The organism is Hydrogenophaga sp. (assembly GCF_011390835.1).
Classification (GTDB): domain Bacteria; phylum Pseudomonadota; class Gammaproteobacteria; order Burkholderiales; family Burkholderiaceae_C; genus Hydrogenophaga.
This window is the reverse complement of the sequence record NZ_JAABRQ010000026.1, coordinates 36,754-52,788: the sequence shown is the minus strand read 5'-3', so window position 1 is coordinate 52,788 and position 16,035 is coordinate 36,754. Positions and strand designations below refer to the sequence as shown.

Annotated in this window: 14 protein-coding genes; 8 read left to right on the top strand and 6 right to left on the bottom strand. The window is 63.5% G+C overall.

Translation table 11 applies throughout. The features are described 5' to 3' along the window. A partial coding sequence (locus GPT34_RS14620; protein ID WP_291013914.1) for an ABC transporter ATP-binding protein occupies nucleotides 1-805 on the top strand: 805 nt, incomplete at its 5' end. A 179-nt stretch (nucleotides 806-984) separates the two neighbouring features. Here GPT34_RS14620 and gyrB read toward each other — a convergent pair. From gyrB to dnaA, 3 genes are all read right to left on the bottom strand, one after another. Further along, nucleotides 985-3,600 (bottom strand): DNA topoisomerase (ATP-hydrolyzing) subunit B, encoded by a 2,616-nt coding sequence (gyrB, locus tag GPT34_RS14615; protein WP_291013912.1) that lies wholly within the window; start codon nucleotides 3,598-3,600, stop codon nucleotides 985-987. An 82-nt stretch (nucleotides 3,601-3,682) separates the two neighbouring features. Beyond that, nucleotides 3,683-4,789: a DNA polymerase III subunit beta gene (dnaN, locus tag GPT34_RS14610; protein WP_291013909.1), complete on the bottom strand. Its 1,107-nt coding sequence runs from the start codon at nucleotides 4,787-4,789 to the stop codon at nucleotides 3,683-3,685. 162 nt (nucleotides 4,790-4,951) lie between these two features. Beyond that, nucleotides 4,952-6,358: a chromosomal replication initiator protein DnaA gene (gene dnaA / locus GPT34_RS14605; protein ID WP_291013906.1), complete on the bottom strand. Its 1,407-nt coding sequence runs from the start codon at nucleotides 6,356-6,358 to the stop codon at nucleotides 4,952-4,954. Between the two features lie 223 nt (nucleotides 6,359-6,581). Between dnaA and rpmH the strand changes: the two genes are divergently transcribed. From rpmH to GPT34_RS14570, 7 genes are all read left to right on the top strand, one after another. Further along, nucleotides 6,582-6,716: a 50S ribosomal protein L34 gene (rpmH, locus tag GPT34_RS14600; protein ID WP_066096666.1), complete on the top strand. Its 135-nt coding sequence runs from the start codon at nucleotides 6,582-6,584 to the stop codon at nucleotides 6,714-6,716. 46 nt (nucleotides 6,717-6,762) lie between these two features. After that, nucleotides 6,763-7,206, top strand: coding sequence for a ribonuclease P protein component (locus GPT34_RS14595; protein WP_291013896.1), 444 nt, complete (start codon nucleotides 6,763-6,765; stop codon nucleotides 7,204-7,206). Then, nucleotides 7,196-7,483, top strand: a complete 288-nt coding sequence (yidD, locus tag GPT34_RS14590; RefSeq protein WP_291013894.1) for a membrane protein insertion efficiency factor YidD — start codon at nucleotides 7,196-7,198, stop codon at nucleotides 7,481-7,483. The genes GPT34_RS14595 and yidD overlap by 11 nt, the downstream gene beginning before the upstream one ends. After that, on the top strand, nucleotides 7,480-9,207 hold the full coding sequence (gene yidC / locus GPT34_RS14585; RefSeq protein ID WP_291013891.1) for a membrane protein insertase YidC: 1,728 nt from the start codon (nucleotides 7,480-7,482) through the stop codon (nucleotides 9,205-9,207). The genes yidD and yidC overlap by 4 nt, the downstream gene beginning before the upstream one ends. A gap of 118 nt (nucleotides 9,208-9,325) precedes the next feature. Further along, the gene (gene mnmE / locus GPT34_RS14580) at nucleotides 9,326-10,753 is read left to right on the top strand and encodes a tRNA uridine-5-carboxymethylaminomethyl(34) synthesis GTPase MnmE (protein WP_291013889.1); all 1,428 of its coding nucleotides are present in this window, start codon (nucleotides 9,326-9,328) and stop codon (nucleotides 10,751-10,753) included. A 106-nt stretch (nucleotides 10,754-10,859) separates the two neighbouring features. Further along, nucleotides 10,860-11,351, top strand: coding sequence for a cyclic nucleotide-binding domain-containing protein (locus GPT34_RS14575; protein ID WP_291013887.1), 492 nt, complete (start codon nucleotides 10,860-10,862; stop codon nucleotides 11,349-11,351). 93 nt (nucleotides 11,352-11,444) lie between these two features. Continuing rightward, nucleotides 11,445-12,110: a hypothetical protein gene (locus GPT34_RS14570; protein WP_291013885.1), complete on the top strand. Its 666-nt coding sequence runs from the start codon at nucleotides 11,445-11,447 to the stop codon at nucleotides 12,108-12,110. Nucleotides 12,111-12,246: 136 nt separating this feature from the next. Here GPT34_RS14570 and GPT34_RS14565 read toward each other — a convergent pair whose 3' ends face one another. The 3 genes from GPT34_RS14565 to GPT34_RS14555 form a co-directional block, all read right to left on the bottom strand. Beyond that, entirely contained in the window at nucleotides 12,247-12,801 is a 555-nt protein-coding gene (locus GPT34_RS14565; protein ID WP_291013883.1) for an adenine phosphoribosyltransferase, read from the bottom strand. Between the two features lie 101 nt (nucleotides 12,802-12,902). Then, nucleotides 12,903-13,868, bottom strand: a complete 966-nt coding sequence (locus GPT34_RS14560; protein ID WP_363356974.1) for an MBL fold metallo-hydrolase — start codon at nucleotides 13,866-13,868, stop codon at nucleotides 12,903-12,905. A gap of 119 nt (nucleotides 13,869-13,987) precedes the next feature. Continuing rightward, nucleotides 13,988-15,973 carry a cation:proton antiporter gene (locus GPT34_RS14555; protein ID WP_291013881.1) on the bottom strand — a complete coding sequence of 662 codons (1,986 nt, stop codon included), beginning with the start codon at nucleotides 15,971-15,973 and terminating at the stop codon, nucleotides 13,988-13,990. Between the last annotated feature and the right edge of the window lie 62 nt (nucleotides 15,974-16,035).

Below are 16,035 nucleotides of genomic sequence, written 5' to 3'. Positions count from 1 at the left end.
GACGGCCGAACAACGTCGCCGTTTCACTGGGCCACGTCACTGGACATCGACCAAGGAGCGACCCTCTGGGCGCCTGTGTCTTCAGGCCTATTGCACCTCAACCGCTATGAAAGAGATTGAGGCCGCCGTACGCCTACCGTCAAACGCGTCCGTCGAGACGCTTCAAAATGCACTTCAGGCTTGTTTACTCGATTTTGATAAGGCTATGCAGGCTTGCGAGCTGGAAGCGGGTGCCGGGTCTCTTATGAAGGGGAAGGAAGGCGAATTGCAAGCGGCGACCAGTCGCCTGTCCAAGACGATGGCTGCTAGAGGAAACCTGAGTCGCGCAACGACGTCGCTTGCCAACATCGTGGAGAACCACTCGCTGGATAAGGCGACTGCAGACTCTTTCGTCGCCATCAGGGGCAAGGTCAGTGATGTCTTCGCCCAAATTCATTCACCTCCCGAGTACACGCTCGGCAGCTTCAGTGATGGCCAACTCATCATTCGTCGAGATGATGCGCGGCAGCATGACGTCAACCAGGTCAGCACGGGCCAACGTGCAGCGCTTGCGCTGTCAATTTTTCTCGCACTCAACGAAAGCGCAACGACCGCTCCACCCGTAATTCTCATCGACGACCCTGTCGCGCATATCGACGACCTCAACGCTCTGTCATTCCTCGACTACCTGCGCGATGTGGTTGTTGGAAGCCGAAAACAGGTTTTCTTCGCAACAGCAGATGCGCGTCTTGCCGCTCTCTTCCAGCGAAAATTTGAGTTCCTCGGCGAGCAGCGGTTTAAGCGCATCAACCTTACAACGAAATAACTCATCTGCCGCACGGCAGCACGCAGCATCGACTTCGCAGGTGGGCCAAGCGGCTCAACATCTCGACTCCTGGGGCAGGTCTGGAGCCAATAGTCAGGGGCAATTCATGGAGAAAGACCCATAAGTTTCTCAACTTATGGGTCTCAATTTCTCAGGTTATGGGATTGCCTACAAAAAAATCAAACGTCAATATTTCCCGCCCGCAGCGCATTGCTCTCAATGAAATCTCGCCGCGGCTCAACCTCGTCGCCCATCAACATCGTGAACACGCGGTCGGCTTCGATCGCGTCATCGATCTGCACGCGCAGCAGGCGGCGCACGGTGGGGTCCATGGTGGTTTCCCAGAGCTGGGCCGGGTTCATTTCGCCCAGGCCTTTGTAGCGCTGGCGGCTGGTGGTGCGCTCAGCCTCCGAGATCAGCCATTGCATGGCCACGCGGAAGTCGCTTACCTTTTCTTCCTTCTGCTTGTCGCCCTCGCCGCGCATGACCTTGGCGCCTTCGCCGAGCAGGCCGCGGAAGGTTTCCGCTGCCGTGGCGAGCGCGCTGTAGTCGGCACCGTGCACGAAGTCCTGCGTGATGATGCTGCTCTTGATGTTGCCGTGGTGGCGGCGGCTGATGCGCAGAATGGGTTTGTCGGTGCGCGCGTCAAATTCGCCCGCCACCTCGGCGGGCACGCCGGTGGTGCTGAGCTCGCGCAGTTTGGCCTGCAGCGCGATGGCGCTGGCTTCGGCCTCTTCCACCGTGTCGAGCATGATGCTCACGCCGTCGGCCATGGCGCGCAGCGCCTCGGCGTCCATGAAGTTGGAGAGCCGGGCGATCACGTTCTCCGCCACCTGGTGTTTGCGCGCCAGCGCGTCGAGCGTGTCGCCCTCGAGCACGGTATTGGTTGCGCCGCCGGTGGACACTTTGGCATCTTTCAGCGCGATGCGCAGCAGGAAGCCGTCAAGCGCCGCGCCGTCTTTCAGGTACAGCTCTTCCTTGCCGGCCTTCACCTTGTAGAGCGGTGGCTGCGCGATGTAGATGTGGCCGCGCTCGACTAGCTCGGTCATCTGGCGGTAGAAGAAGGTGAGCAGCAGGGTGCGGATGTGGGCGCCGTCCACGTCGGCGTCGGTCATGATGATGATGCGGTGGTAGCGCAGCTTGGCCACATCGAAATCGTCCTTGCCATCGCTGTTGGCACCTTCGCCGCCGGCCTTGCCGATGCCTGTGCCCAGGGCGGTGATGAGCGTCAAGATTTCGTTGCTGGTCAGCAGCTTCTCGTAGCGCGCTTTTTCCACGTTCAGGATCTTGCCACGCAGCGGCAGGATGGCCTGGAATTTGCGGTCGCGGCCTTGCTTGGCCGAGCCGCCTGCGGAGTCGCCCTCCACGATGTAGATCTCGCACAGCGCCGGGTCTTTTTCCTGGCAGTCGGCCAGTTTGCCGGGCAGGCCCATGCCGTCGAGCACGCCTTTGCGGCGCGTCATTTCGCGCGCTTTGCGCGCGGCTTCGCGGGCGCGGGCAGCTTCCACGATCTTGCCGCAGATGATCTTGGCGTCGTTCGGCCGCTCCTGCAGGTAGTCGGTGAGCAGGCGCGAGACGATGTCTTCCACTGGGCCGCGCACTTCGCTGGAGACCAGCTTGTCCTTGGTCTGGCTGCTGAACTTGGGCTCGGGCACCTTCACGCTCAGCACGCAGCACAGACCTTCGCGCATGTCGTCACCGGTGACCTCGACCTTGGCCTTCTTGGCGAACTCGTTCTCTTCGATGTACTTGTTGATGACGCGCGTCATGGCCGCGCGCAGGCCGGTCAGGTGGGTGCCGCCGTCGCGCTGCGGGATGTTGTTGGTGAAGCAGAGCACTTGCTCGTTGTAGCCGCTGTTCCACTGCATAGCCACTTCCACGCCAATGTTGGTGCCCTGGTCGCTGGCGCGGTCGCCCATGGCGTGGAACACATTGGGGTGCAGCGTGGTCTTGCCCTTGTTGATGAAGTCCACAAAGCCCTTGACGCCACCGGCGCCGGAGAAGTCGTCTTCCTTGCCGGTGCGCTCGTCTTTCAGGCGGATGCGCACGCCGTTGTTAAGGAACGAGAGTTCGCGCAGGCGCTTGGACAGAATTTCGTAGTGGAAATCGTTGTTCTCTTTGAAGATGTCGGTGTCGGGCAGGAAGTGCACCTCGGTACCACGCTTCTCGGTCGGCCCGGCGATCTTCATCGGCGAAATCTCCACGCCGTCTTTCATCGCCAGGATGCGGTTTTGCACGAAGCCGCGCGCGAATTCGATCTGGTGCATCTGGCCTTCGCGGCGCACCGTGAGGCGCAGCCAGATCGAGAGTGCGTTCACGCAGCTGACGCCCACGCCGTGCAGACCACCCGAGACTTTGTAGCTGTTCTGGTTGAACTTGCCGCCGGCGTGCAGCTCGGTGAGTGCGATCTCGGCCGCCGAGCGTTTGGGCTCGTGCTTGTCGTCCATTTTCACGCCGGTGGGGATGCCGCGGCCGTTGTCGGTGACGCTAATCGAGTTGTCGCTGTGGATGGTCACCACGATGTCGTCGCAATGGCCGGCCAGGGCCTCGTCGATCGAGTTGTCGACCACCTCGAACACCAGGTGGTGCAGGCCGGTGCCGTCCGACGTGTCGCCGATGTACATGCCCGGGCGTTTGCGCACCGCCTCCAGACCTTCCAGGATCTGGATCGCGCCCTCGCCGTAGCCCTCGCTCGCACCGACCTGGTTGCTGTCGATGGTGGGCTGAAAATTGGAGCTTTGACTGCTCGCCTCGCCGGTGTTGACGGATTCGGCGGGCTTGTTTTCGTCGGACATAAGAGGCTTTTCAGATTCGCTAGAAACGCCAAACCCGCTGGTGAGCGGGTCGGGCTAGGGGAGTCACAGCTGGCAGGTGCGGTCAGATCCGCATCGGCATGACCACGTACTTGAAGGCGTTGTCGTCGGGGTTGGTCACCAGCGCGGAGCTGTTGCCGTCGGACAGTTCGACGCGCACCATCTCCTGGCTCATGTTTTGCAGCGCGTCGATCAGGTAGGTGACGTTGAAGCCGATTTCGATCGTGTCGCCGGTGTAGTCCACATCGAGTTCGTCCACCGCCTCTTCCTGCTCGGCGTTGCTGGAGGCCACGCGCAGCGAGCCCGGCTCGATGTTCAGGCGCACTCCCTTGAACTTCTCGCTCGTCATGATGGCGGTGCGCTGCAGCGAGGCCAGCAGCGGTTGGCGGCCAAGCGTCACGATATTCTTGTGGTTCTTAGGAATCACGCGGTTGTAGTCGGGGAACTTGCCCTCGACCAGCTTGGTGACGAACTCCATGCCGTCGAAGCTGAACTTGGCCTGGTTGGCCGCGAACTGCATCTCGATCGCGCCTTCTTTGTCCGACAGCAGGCGCTGCAGCTCGATCACGGTCTTGCGCGGCAGGATCACTTCCTGCTTGGGCACTTCCACATCCAGCGTGGCGCTGGCAAACGCCAGGCGGTGGCCGTCAGTGGCGACCAGGCTGAGCTGCTTGCCCTCGGCCACGAACAAGATGCCGTTCAGGTAATAGCGGATGTCGTGCACCGCCATCGAGAACGACACCTGGCTCAGCAGGCTCTTGAGCGTTTTCTGCGGCACGCTGAAAGCGGGGCCGAAGCTGGCCGATTCCTGCACCAGCGGGAAGTCTTCGGCTGGCATGCTTTGCAGCGTGAAGCGGCTCTTGCCACCCTTGAGGATGAGTTTGCCGCCGGTGGACTCCAGGCTGACCGTCTGGTCTGCCGGCATGGTGCGCAGGATGTCGATCAGCTTGCGCGCGCCCAGTGTGGTGGCGAAGTTGCTGCTATCGCCGTCGAGCTCGGCCGTGGTCCGGATCTGGATTTCGAGGTCGCTGGTGGTGAGCTGCACTTGCGAGCCGGTTTTGCGCAGCAGCACATTGGCCAGGATCGGCAGCGTGTGGCGGCGCTCGACAATGCCGGCCACCGATTGCAGTGCGGCCAGTACCTTGTCCTGGGTAGATTTCAAAACGATCATGTGGGACTCTTTCGCCTCTCTGGTGAGCTTCGGGCGCGCCGGGCGCGCGTCAATTATTCTGGGTGGCTGGCTTGGCCAAACCCCCCTATTTTCCCCTTTTTACAGAGGATTCCTTTAAAACGCTGCCGAGCCACCCTGAGGGCGACCTGGCCACGCCGGTCGTCATCCCTTCAGGGTCTGCTCCAGCACGTGCAGTTGCTGGTTCAGCTCATTGTTCTGCTGGCGCTCGGCGCCGATCTTGCGCACCGCGTGCAGCACCGTGGTGTGGTCGCGCCCGCCAAACAGCTCGCCGATCTCGGGCAGGCTTTTCTGGGTCAGCTCCTTGGCGAGAAACATGGCGATCTGGCGCGGGCGGGCGATGCTGGCCGGGCGCTTCTTGGAATACATGTCGGCGACTTTGATCTTGTAATAGTCCGCCACCGTTTTCTGGATGTTCTCCACACCAATCTGCCGGTTCTGGATCGACAGCAGATCTTTGAGCGCATCGCGGGCCAGCTGGATCGAAATCTCTTTCTGGTTGAAGCGCGAATAGGCGAGGATCTTGCGCAGCGCGCCTTCGAGCTCACGCACGTTGGAGCGCACGTTTTTCGCCACGAAGAAGGCCACTTCTTCCGGCATCACGGCGTTTTCCACCGCAGCCTTGTTGATCAGAATCGCGACCCGCATCTCCAGCTCCGGCGGCTCGATCGCCACCGTGAGGCCGGAATCAAAGCGCGAAACCAGGCGCTCGTGGATGTCGGCCAGGCCCTTGGGATAGGTGTCGCTGGTCAGCACGATGTGGCTCTTGCGCGCCAGCAGGGCCTCGAAGGCGTTGAAAAACTCCTCTTGCGTGCGCTCCTTGTTGGCGAAGAACTGTACATCGTCGATCAGTAGCAGGTCGAGCGAGTGGTAGCGCTCCTTGAACTCGTCGAAGGTCTTGCGCTGATACGCCTTGACCACATCCGACACAAACTGCTCGGCGTGGATGTAGAGAACCTTGGCCTGTGGGCGGTCGGCCAGCAGGTGGTTGCCGATGGCGTGCACCAGGTGGGTCTTGCCCAGACCCACGCCGCCGTAGATGAAGAGTGGGTTGTAGAGCTGGCCCAGGCTGCCCGCGACGTGGATCGCGGCGGCGCGCGCCATGCGGTTGGCCGAGCCCTCGACCAGAGTGGTGAAGGTCAGCGCCGGGTTCAGGCGCGTGCGCGGGCCGGTGTGCGCCAGGGGCTCCACTGGCGCCAGATCGGGCAGCTCCGACAGCACCTGATCTTGAACCGATCGGGGCGCAGGTGAGGTCCGGCTGGGACCTTCACGCGGAGCGAGCACCAACTCCAACGTGACCGGGCTGCCCTGGTTGGCTTCCAGCAGGGCGGCGATCCGGGCGGCGTACTGGGTGCGGATCCAGTCAAGTTTGAAGCGGTTGGCCACGGCCAGCACCACCTTGGACTGGTCGGGAGCGACCACCGCCGACAACGGTCGGATCCAGGTGTTGAACTGCTGTTCAGGGATCTCCTGTGCCAGTTGATCGACGCAGGTCGACCACAGCGACGAGGGGTCGGCGGACGGCGAAATGGGAAGGGAGCCCTCGATCATGCGGGAGGCGGCGGCAAGGCTGTTGTTGTGGATAAAGGGCGCGAAGCGAGCCGGCAATTGTAGGCCCCCCGGCCACTTATCCACAACCCGGGTTGACCCGCTTGCGGACCCATTGGGCGAGCGGCGGCCTGAAGTGACCTCGCAGCTCATCTGGCCAAGTGCTTGCCGCGTCAGGCGTTTGTTTGCGATAATGGCGGGTTTTCCCGATTCCCCCTCAAGCACCATGAAACGCACTTACCAGCCTTCCAAGATCAAACGCGCCCGCACCCACGGCTTTCTCGTTCGCATGAAGACCCGCGGTGGCCGCGCTGTGATCAACGCCCGCCGAGCCAAGGGCCGCAAGCGCCTGGCTGTCTGAACCGACTGCAGCGCATGGCTGACCGCCGACGGTCCTTGCCGGCGTCATGATGAATGCCGCAGGCAAGGCAGTCGTGGTTCAGCGCCTGAAGTCCCGACAGCAGTTCCAGGCCGTGATGTCGGGCGCCCCTGTGGCCAAGACACCCCATTTCGCCTTGCACCGTGCCGCGCTCGACGCAGCGCCGGCAGGTGCTTCGCTGTTTCCGGTGGCGGATGCCTGGCTGGGCGTGTTGCTGCCCAAACGCTGGGCGCGCCGAGCCGTAACGCGCAACGCCATCCGGCGCCAGATCTACGAGTTGACTCGGGCGCAGTCCGATCGTCTTCCGCAAGCGGCTTGGGTGGTGCGGTTGCGCAGCGAGTTCAGTCGAAAGCAGTTTGTGAGTGCGTCTTCCGATCCCCTTAAACGCGCGGTGCGCGCCGAACTCGAGCAGTTGCTGGGTCGGGTGCTGACCCCGGTGGCGACCCGCCCGGAGTCCGTTCATGTTGTCTGACTGGCCCCGTCTTGGCCTGATCGGGCTGGTGAAGGCGTACCGCTTGCTGCTCAGCCCCTGGCTGGGCAACAGTTGCCGGTTTGAGCCCACCTGCTCGGTCTATGCAGTGGGCGCGCTGGAGCGCCACGGTGCGCTGGCGGGCAGTTACCTCACCGTCAAACGGCTAGGCCGCTGCGGACCGTGGTGCGAAGGCGGTCACGATCCCGTGCCCGTCCAGCCCCCCGCCTTGTTTTCCCGCCTGATTTCTCCTTCCTCAGAAAAGAAGCACCCGTCATGAATGACATCCGTCGGTCCATCCTGTGGGTGGTTTTTGGTTTCTCCATGGTGTTGATCTGGGACAAATGGCAGATCCACAACGGCAATGCGCCGACCTTTTTCCCATCGGCAGCTGTTACCGCTCCCGCGCCCGCGGGCACCACAACTGCGACTCCGACGGCCGGTGGCAGTCTGCCCGCGGCTCTGCCTGGTGCCGCCGGCGTGGTCGCACCTGGCAATGCGCCTGATGGCGCCCCCACCGCAGCCCAGGTGCGCCATACCGTGACCACCGACGTGATGCGCCTGACCTTCAACAGCGAGGGCGGTTCGCTAATTGGCGCCCAGCTGCTCAAGCACGCCCAGGCCACCGGCTCGAGCAAAGACCAGGCGGCGCAGCCCTTCACCCTGCTCGAGCAGGACAGTGAGCGTATCTATGTGGCCCAGACCGGCCTGATCGGCGGCAGCTTTCCCACCCACAAGACACCCATGACCCTGGTGTCGAGTGACACTGCGCTGGCCGATGGCCAGGACACGCTGGTGGTGCGTTTTCAATCCGCAGAGGTCGGTGGCGTCAAGCTCACCAAGACCTACACCTTCAAGCGCGGCAGCTATGTGATCGATGTCGCCCATGAAGTGACCAACAACAGTGGCCAAGCGGTGAGCCCGCAACTGTATGTGCAGCTGGTTCGCGATGGCACCAAGCTCAGCAGCGAGACGCCGTTTTATTCCACCTTCACCGGTCCCGCGATCTACACGGCGGAGAAGAAATACCAGAAAGTGCAGTTCGCCGACATCGAAAAGGGCAAAGCTGAATTCGTGAAGTCAGCCTCCGAAGGTTATGTGTCGATGGTGCAGCATTACTTTGCGAGCGCCTGGTTACTGGCCGACGGCGTGGCGCGGGAGAACTTTGCGCGCAAGGTCGACAACAACCTGTTTGCGGTCGGTGCGATCACGGCCATGCCAGCCATCGACGCCGGCCAGACCCAACGCGTCGACGCGCGGCTGTTCCTCGGTCCGCAGGAAGAAAAGGTGTTGGAGACCGTTGCACCGGGGCTTGAGCTGGTGAAAGATTACGGCTGGCTCACCATCCTGGCCAAGCCGCTGTACTGGCTGCTGGAGAAGATTCACGGCTTTGTGAACAACTGGGGTTGGTCCATCGTGTTGCTTGTGGTGCTGATCAAGGCCGCGTTCTACTGGCTCAACGCCACCGCCTACAGAAGCATGGCCAAGATGAAGGCGATCAACCCGCGCATCATGGAAATGCGCGAGCGCCTGAAGAGCAATCCACAGCAGATGCAGCAGGAGATGATGAAGATCTACCGGGAAGAGAAGGTCAACCCGCTGGGTGGCTGCCTGCCCATCATGATTCAGATTCCGGTATTCATCGCGCTTTACTGGGTGCTGCTGTCCAGCGTCGAGATGCGCAATGCGCCTTGGATGGCCTGGATCCACGACCTGTCCTCGCCCGACCCGTTCTTCATCCTGCCGCTGGTGATGGCCGTGACCACACTGATCCAGACCGCGCTCAACCCGCTGCCGCCCGACCCGCTGCAGGCCAAGCTGATGTGGATGATGCCGCTGGTGTTCTCGGTGATGTTCTTCTTCTTCCCGGCCGGCCTGGTGCTGTACTGGATCACGAACAACATCCTGACCATCGTGCAGCAGGCCTACATCAATAACAAGATGGGTGTGCCGCTGAAGTTCAGCATGCCGGACTTTTTCAACAAGAAGTCAGCGGCGAAGTAGATCCACCGCGCCGCCTGCGGCGTCACCCCCCAGGGGGCGGCGCAGGCGGCCCGGCTAAGCCGGTTCCGCGGCGCCCTGGGTTGGGGGCACTCGCTCCGGCTGGTTTTTCGGAGCTTTCTTGTCCTCTCTTTCGCAGCATCACGACCCGATTCTGGCGGTCGCTACCGCCCCAGGACGCGGCGCGGTGGGCATTGTGCGGGTCTCGGGCAAGGGGCTCGTGCCGCTGGTGTCTGCGCTGGTCGGACGCGACTTGCGGCCTCGCGAAGCCACTTACCTGCCCTTGCGCGATACCGATGGCGAGGCCATCGACCATGGCCTGGCGCTGTGGTTTCCCGGGCCCCATTCGTACACTGGTGAAGACGTGCTGGAGCTGCAGGGCCATGGCGGCCCGGTGGTGTTGCAGCTGCTGCTGGCTCGCTGCCTGTCGCTGGCGCAAACGTTGGGCGCCGATGGCCAGCCGCTGCTGCCCGGCTTGCGTCTGGCGCGCGCTGGCGAATTCACCGAGCGCGCTTTTCTGAACGACAAGCTCGATCTGGCCCAGGCCGAGGCGGTGGCCGACCTGATCGATGCCAGCACCGAAGCGGCAGCCCGCAGTGCCAGCCGCTCGCTCGCAGGGGTATTTTCCGAGCGGGTGCGGGCCTTGCGCGAGGCACTGATCCGATTGCGCATGCTGGTCGAGGCCACACTCGATTTCCCCGAAGAAGAAATCGATTTTCTGCAAAAGGCCGATGCCGACGGTCAGCTGCAACGCCTGCAGACCTCTCTGGCCGAGGTGCGTGCGCAGGCGCGGCAGGGCGCCTTGTTGCGCGACGGGGTGAAGGTTGTGATCGCCGGTCAGCCCAATGCGGGCAAGAGCTCGCTGCTCAATGCCCTGGCCGGCGCCGAACTGGCGATCGTGACACCGATCGCCGGCACCACGCGCGACGTGGTGCAGCAGACCATACAGATCGAGGGCGTGCCCTTGCACGTGATCGACACCGCCGGCCTGCGCGATGGCGCCGATGTCGACGAAGTCGAGCGCATCGGCATCGAGCGCGCCTGGGGTCAGATCGACCAGGCCGACGCTGTGCTGTTTCTGCACGATCTGACCCGCTGCGATGAGCCGGCCTACCGGGCGGGAGACGCGGTCATTGCCGCCAGCCTACCGCCTGGTGTGACGGTGGTGCAGGTCTGGAACAAGCTGGACCAGTGTGCAGCGCCAGCGCGCGCGGCGCTGGTGCAACGGATGCAGGACGGTGAGTTGGCTGTTTCCGCCAAGCTGGGCGAAGGTTTGCAGAGCCTGCGCGAGCGCCTGCTCGCCGTGGCGGGCTGGCAGCAAGCGGGCGATGGTCTGTTCATGGCCCGTGAGCGCCATTTGCAGGCGCTGAGCCGGGTCGAGGGCCACCTGGCGAGCGCGGCCGAGCTGCTGGCGGCCAAGGCTGAACACCTCGACTTGCTGGCCGAAGAACTGCGCCTGGCCCAGCAGGCGCTCTGTGACATCACCGGCGAATTCAGCGCCGACGACCTGCTGGGCGAGATTTTTTCGCGTTTTTGCATCGGCAAGTGAGCTAAGAGCCACCGCTGGTGAACGGTCAAGCACCGCCGGGAGCGCAACTGTAAGCAGCCGTAAAAGCGGCTTGCGCGGGCGCGTCAGCCGGGTTCAACTCGATCAGATGAACGCTCCAATGCCCACCCATGTGCGCTTTGACATCCTGAATCTGGCGCAAGCCATGCGCATGAGCAGCGCGCTCGATGCCGTACCCATGAACCTCAGCGACACCCAGTGGCGCTCGTTGGCCGACTTCCTGCAGCCGGTCAGCCTGCAGCAGGGCCAGGTGCTGATCGAGCAGGGGGTGAAAGACCGCACCGTGTACTTTGTGGAAAGCGGCAGTCTCACAGTGCATTTTGAAGACGACCGCGAGCGCATCCGAATCGCCATGGTCGGCGCCGGCTCGCTGCTCGGCGAAGGCGCCTTCTTCAGCCACCTGCCGCGCAGCGCCACCGTCAACGCGGGCAGCGACTGTCGCCTGTGGTGCCTCACGCCACTGCGCTTTCGCGAGCTCTCCAGCCGTCACGCCGACGTTGCGCTGGAGCTTACCGTTTCAATGTCTGCCGTGCTGGCTCGTCGCATGTACAACAAGCCCAAACGTATCGCCGTCACCTGAGACCTGATCAGCGCCGGCGTATCGCCGATCAGCCATGGTTTTCTTCGCCTTTTCCCCGCCATCCTCGGCGTTTTGCCCACGCACACTGTTCCCATGTCATTGATGAACTGGCTCCAGGCCAAGAAGTCCCAGCCTTCGCGCAACGGCAAGCCCCGTGTGCGCAAGTCCTTCGGTCAGACCACTCTGCCCCTGATCTCTCCTCGCCGTGGCCGCCGCATCCTGCGCCGCGAGCAGCTGTTCTCGGTGGTGCGCGAGTCCATGATCCGCGGCGGTGTGCTGTCGACCAGCTACGAATTCAAGGTGCTGACGCTGGATGCGAACGGCGATAGCTTTCTGGTGCTGATCGACCTCGCGTTGCCGACCGACGTGATGCCCGATGAGTACTTGCTGGAGATCGAGCGCTGGGTGCAAAACAGCGCCCAGTCTCGCCATGGCATGAGCATTCCGTCGGTTTACTGGCGCCGCAAGGCGGTGCACGACCAGCGCGGCTTGGCGCTGCGTGCCGCGGTCACGGCCCAGACCCAGCGCGTCACTCCGGCAGAAAGCCTGACATCCATTCCTGCGCCGCCGATGTCGTCAGCCACTGGCCGGGTGCAAGCGGTGGATGAGAACGAAGTGGAGGCGTTCCGTGAAGCGCTGGCTGCCGGCGCCACGCCACTGCGGCGCGGCCCACCCAGCGCTGAAGACCTGATGGGCCCCACGCCCGAATCGCACAGCGACTTTTCGGCGCTTAGCGAGACACAGTACGGCAAGTTGTAGGCGATAGCCCCCTCCACTGCTACGCGGGTCGCTGCACCAGCACTGGGGAGGGACCCGGTGCCTTCCATGTCCCGGGGATGATCCGGCCTGGAGTGGCCCGGCGCCTGACCGTTGCCCCAACTCCTGCTCGATCGCTTCAGTGACCGGCGAAGTCCACCAGGGTGTGCAGCTTCAGGCCCGAGGCGCGCAGCTTGGCCGAGCCGCCGAGCTCGGGCAGGTCGACAATGGCGGCACCTTCGATCACCTCTGCGCCCAATTTTTCCAGCAATTTGCGACCGGCCATCATGGTGCCACCAGTGGCTATCAGGTCGTCGATCAACACCACCCTGTCTCCTGACTTGACCGCGTCGGTGTGCAATTCGACCGTGGCGCTCCCATATTCCAGCTCGTAGGTTTCGGCCACCGTGGTGAAGGGCAGTTTGCCCTTCTTGCGGATCGGCACGAACCCGACCGCGAGCTCATATGCCAGCACCGAGCCAATGATGAAGCCCCGTGCGTCTAGGCCAGCCACCACCGTGGGCCGCAGTGCTGGGTCCATGTAGCGGTGCACGAATGCGTCGATCAGGACCCGGAATACCTGCGGGTTTTGCAGCAGCGGCGTGATGTCGCGAAACTGCACACCTGGCGCGGGCCAGTCCGGTACGGTGCGGATGTGTTGCTTGAGGTAGGCAGAGGTGTCCATGGCGTGCATTATGAATACACCCCTGCGCCGCCTTCGGCGTTACCCCATCAAGGGGGCGATGCGAGTGGACCGGCGGAGCCGGTTCCACCGCATCCTGGGCCGGGCTCTACTCAGGCGACGGGTACGAACTGGTAACCCTTGCCGGCCGCTTCGAGTTTTCCGAAGGCCGGGAAGGGGAAGTGGAAGCCGCCAGCGACCATGTTGTCCTTGACCACCTGGTCGAAGATGCGGCGGCGCGTCTGGCGGGCCATTTCGGCGTCCATGTCGAACTGCACGGCCCACTCGGGGCTGCGTGCGAAAAGTGAGGGAATATTGGTCACGTCGGCCACGTACATGAAGCTCTGCCCCTCGGAGGTGACGGTGAACACCGCCATGCCCGGCGTGTGACCGAATGCGGCGGAGGACACGATGCCCGGTGCCAGCTCGGCCCCAGGCTGGAACTGCACCAGCTTGTCCGCCGGCAGACCTCCCAGCACGCGGCGCACGTTCTGGAACGCGCCTTTCATGGCGGGAGGAGCGGCTTCCATGCGGGCGTCGTCCATCCAGAACGCGTGCTCGGGTGCCGGCACATGGATGGTCGCGTTGGGGTAGACCAGCGAGCCGTCTTTGGCGCGCACGCCGTTGATGTGATCACCGTGGTAGTGGCTCAGGATGACGTGGTTGATGTCTTCTGGCTTATAACCGGCGGCAGCCAGGTTCTCGCGCAGCCGGCCGGTGGTGGGCGGGCCGTTGTCGGCAAAGCCGGTGTCGATCAGGAATTTGGTGCCACCGCTGACCACCAGAAAGGCGGTGAAGGGGATGTCTACGTACTCCGTGGGCAGGTTTTGCGAAGACAGCAGGGACTTCACCTGTTCGAGCGGCGCGTTGCGCACGAACTCTTCACCCAGCGGGCGGCGCAGGGCGCCGTCGTGCAGCGCGATCACTTCCATGGCGCCGAGCTTCATGCGCTTGAAACCGGTGGCAGGCATCGAGGGGGCGCCCAGGCTGGGCGTGCTCTGCGACCACACCGAGCTGAAGGTGAGGGCAGCGGCACCGGCCATGCCGGTGGCGAGAAAGTGGCGGCGTTGCAGCATCATGGATTTCCAGAAGTTAGTGGGAAGTCGGATTAAATACCGCACGGTCACAAGTCATACTCGACGATCTGAAAAACCCTGGGATTTCCACGGACAAGGGCAGGCGCCGGCCCGCTGGCGACTCAGCCGCCGAGCAACTTGGCTTCGGCCAACGACAGAGCGGGCGCTTTGCCGCTGAGCACCAGGGTGTCGCCACCGGCGCACACTGTGTCGTCGTCAAACGCGGTCGGTTTGCCGTTGGCCCGGCGCAGGCTGACCAGCCGAACACCCACCGCCTCCAGCGCCAGGCTCTCCAGCGTCTTGCCCACGGTGCGGCTGGCAGGCGGCAGCGTGACGGTGGCCAGGCGCTCGTTGTCGAGCTCGTCCACGCTATCGTCGTCGGCGCCGTGGAAATACCCCTTGAGCAGGCTGTAGCGCGCGTCGCGCTGTTCCTGCACGACCCGGATCACGCGCCGCATGGGCACGCCCACCAGGGCCAGCGCGTGGCTGGCCAGCATCAGGCTGGCTTCGATGGCCTCGGGCACGACCTCAGTAGCGCCTGCTGCGCGCAGCTTGTCGAGATCCACATCGTCCACGGTGCGCACCACCACTGGCACGTTGACGGCTTGTTCCTGGGTGTGGTGCAGCACCTTCAGCGCGCTGGCCGTGTCGAGGTAGGTGATCACGACCGCGCTGGCGCGGTGCAGGCCGGCGGCCATCAGAGCCTGCACCCGGGCCGCGTCGCCAAACACCACCGAATGCCCGGCGGCGGCGGCCTGGCGCACCCGATCCGGGTCGAGGTCGAGCGCCATGTAGGGAATGCCTTCGGTTTCCAGCAGCCGCGCCAGGTTCTGGCCGCAGCGACCGTAGCCGCAGATGATGACGTGGTGGTCGGCATTCATCGCCTTGCGCGCGATGCTCGTCATTTGCACCGATTGCATTAGCCAGTCGCTGCCCACCAGGCGGCTGACGATGGTGTTGGCGTACAGGATGATGAAGGGCGTGGCGAGCATCGATACCACCATCGAGGCCAGGATGGGGTTGAACAGTGCCGGTGGCACTAGGTTGTTCTGCCCGGCCAGCGTCAGCAGCACCAGACCAAATTCGCCCGCCTGCGCCAGATACAAGCCCACCCGCAGCGACACCCCCATGGGCGCGCCGAATCCGCGAGTGAGCCCGGTGATGAGGGCCAGCTTGAAGGTCAGCGAGAGCGAGAGCAGCAGTAATACCAGCGGCCAGCGTTCGATCACCAACCGCCAGTCCAGCATCATGCCGATGGTGATGAAGAACAGGCCAAGCAGCACGTCGTGGAACGGTCGGATGTCGGTCTCCACCTGGTGCTTGTATTCGGTCTCGGAGATCAGCATGCCGGCGACGAACGAGCCCAGTGCCAGCGACAGGCCGGCGTGTTCGGTCATCCAGGCAAGGCCCAGTGTGATGAGCAGCAGGTTGAGCATGAACAGCTCGTCGCTCTTGCGCCGCGCCACCAGCGTCAGCCACCAGCGCATCACCTTCTGGCCGCCGGTCAGCAACACGCCCAGCAGCACCACCGCCTTGAGCAAGGCCAGACCCAGCGCCGGGAAGAGATCCTCAGGGGCTGCGGCCAGGGCCGGAATCAGCACCAACAGCGGCACCACGGCCAGATCCTGGAACAGCAGAATGCCGACCACCCGCTTGCCGTGTTCACTCTCCAGCTCCAGCCGCTCAGCCAGCAGCTTGATCACGATGGCGGTGCTGCTCATGGCCATCACACCGCCTAGCGCTAGCGCGATCTGCCACGAAACGTTCCACCAAGTGGGCAGCACCAGCGCCATCAAAAGCGAGGCCGCGGTGGTGATCAACACGGTGAGCACCACCTGAGACAGGCCTAGGCCGAACACATGGCGCTTCATGGTGCGCAGCTTGGGCAGGCTGAACTCCAGCCCGATCACGAACATCAGGAACACCACGCCGAATTCGGCCAGGTAACGCACGCCGCTGGAGTTTTGCGCCAGCGCCAGCGCATTGGGTCCGATCACCACGCCCACCACCAGGTAGCCCAGCATCGGCGGCAGCTTGAACTGCCGGCACGCCACAACACCCACCACCGCGGCGAGCAGGTAGAGCAAAGTGATGTCAAGCGAGGTCATGATCCTGATGGTAGCTGCATGTTTCGTGCCCGGCGGCCAGCGCCTGCCGTGCTGGCCCAGGG

Coding starts and splice junctions, on each gene's coding strand:
- GPT34_RS14575 (WP_291013887.1), top strand. CDS start 10,860: ATGAACGCTCCAATGCCCACCCATGTGCGCTTTGACATCCTGAATCTG.
- GPT34_RS14595 (WP_291013896.1), top strand. CDS start 6,763: ATGATGAATGCCGCAGGCAAGGCAGTCGTGGTTCAGCGCCTGAAGTCC.
- GPT34_RS14555 (WP_291013881.1), bottom strand. CDS start 15,973: ATGACCTCGCTTGACATCACTTTGCTCTACCTGCTCGCCGCGGTGGTG.
- GPT34_RS14570 (WP_291013885.1), top strand. CDS start 11,445: ATGTCATTGATGAACTGGCTCCAGGCCAAGAAGTCCCAGCCTTCGCGC.
- dnaA (WP_291013906.1), bottom strand. CDS start 6,358: ATGATCGAGGGCTCCCTTCCCATTTCGCCGTCCGCCGACCCCTCGTCG.
- rpmH (WP_066096666.1), top strand. CDS start 6,582: ATGAAACGCACTTACCAGCCTTCCAAGATCAAACGCGCCCGCACCCAC.
- yidC (WP_291013891.1), top strand. CDS start 7,480: ATGAATGACATCCGTCGGTCCATCCTGTGGGTGGTTTTTGGTTTCTCC.
- GPT34_RS14560 (WP_363356974.1), bottom strand. CDS start 13,868: ATGATGCTGCAACGCCGCCACTTTCTCGCCACCGGCATGGCCGGTGCC.
- yidD (WP_291013894.1), top strand. CDS start 7,196: ATGTTGTCTGACTGGCCCCGTCTTGGCCTGATCGGGCTGGTGAAGGCG.
- gyrB (WP_291013912.1), bottom strand. CDS start 3,600: ATGTCCGACGAAAACAAGCCCGCCGAATCCGTCAACACCGGCGAGGCG.
- GPT34_RS14565 (WP_291013883.1), bottom strand. CDS start 12,801: ATGCACGCCATGGACACCTCTGCCTACCTCAAGCAACACATCCGCACC.
- dnaN (WP_291013909.1), bottom strand. CDS start 4,789: ATGATCGTTTTGAAATCTACCCAGGACAAGGTACTGGCCGCACTGCAA.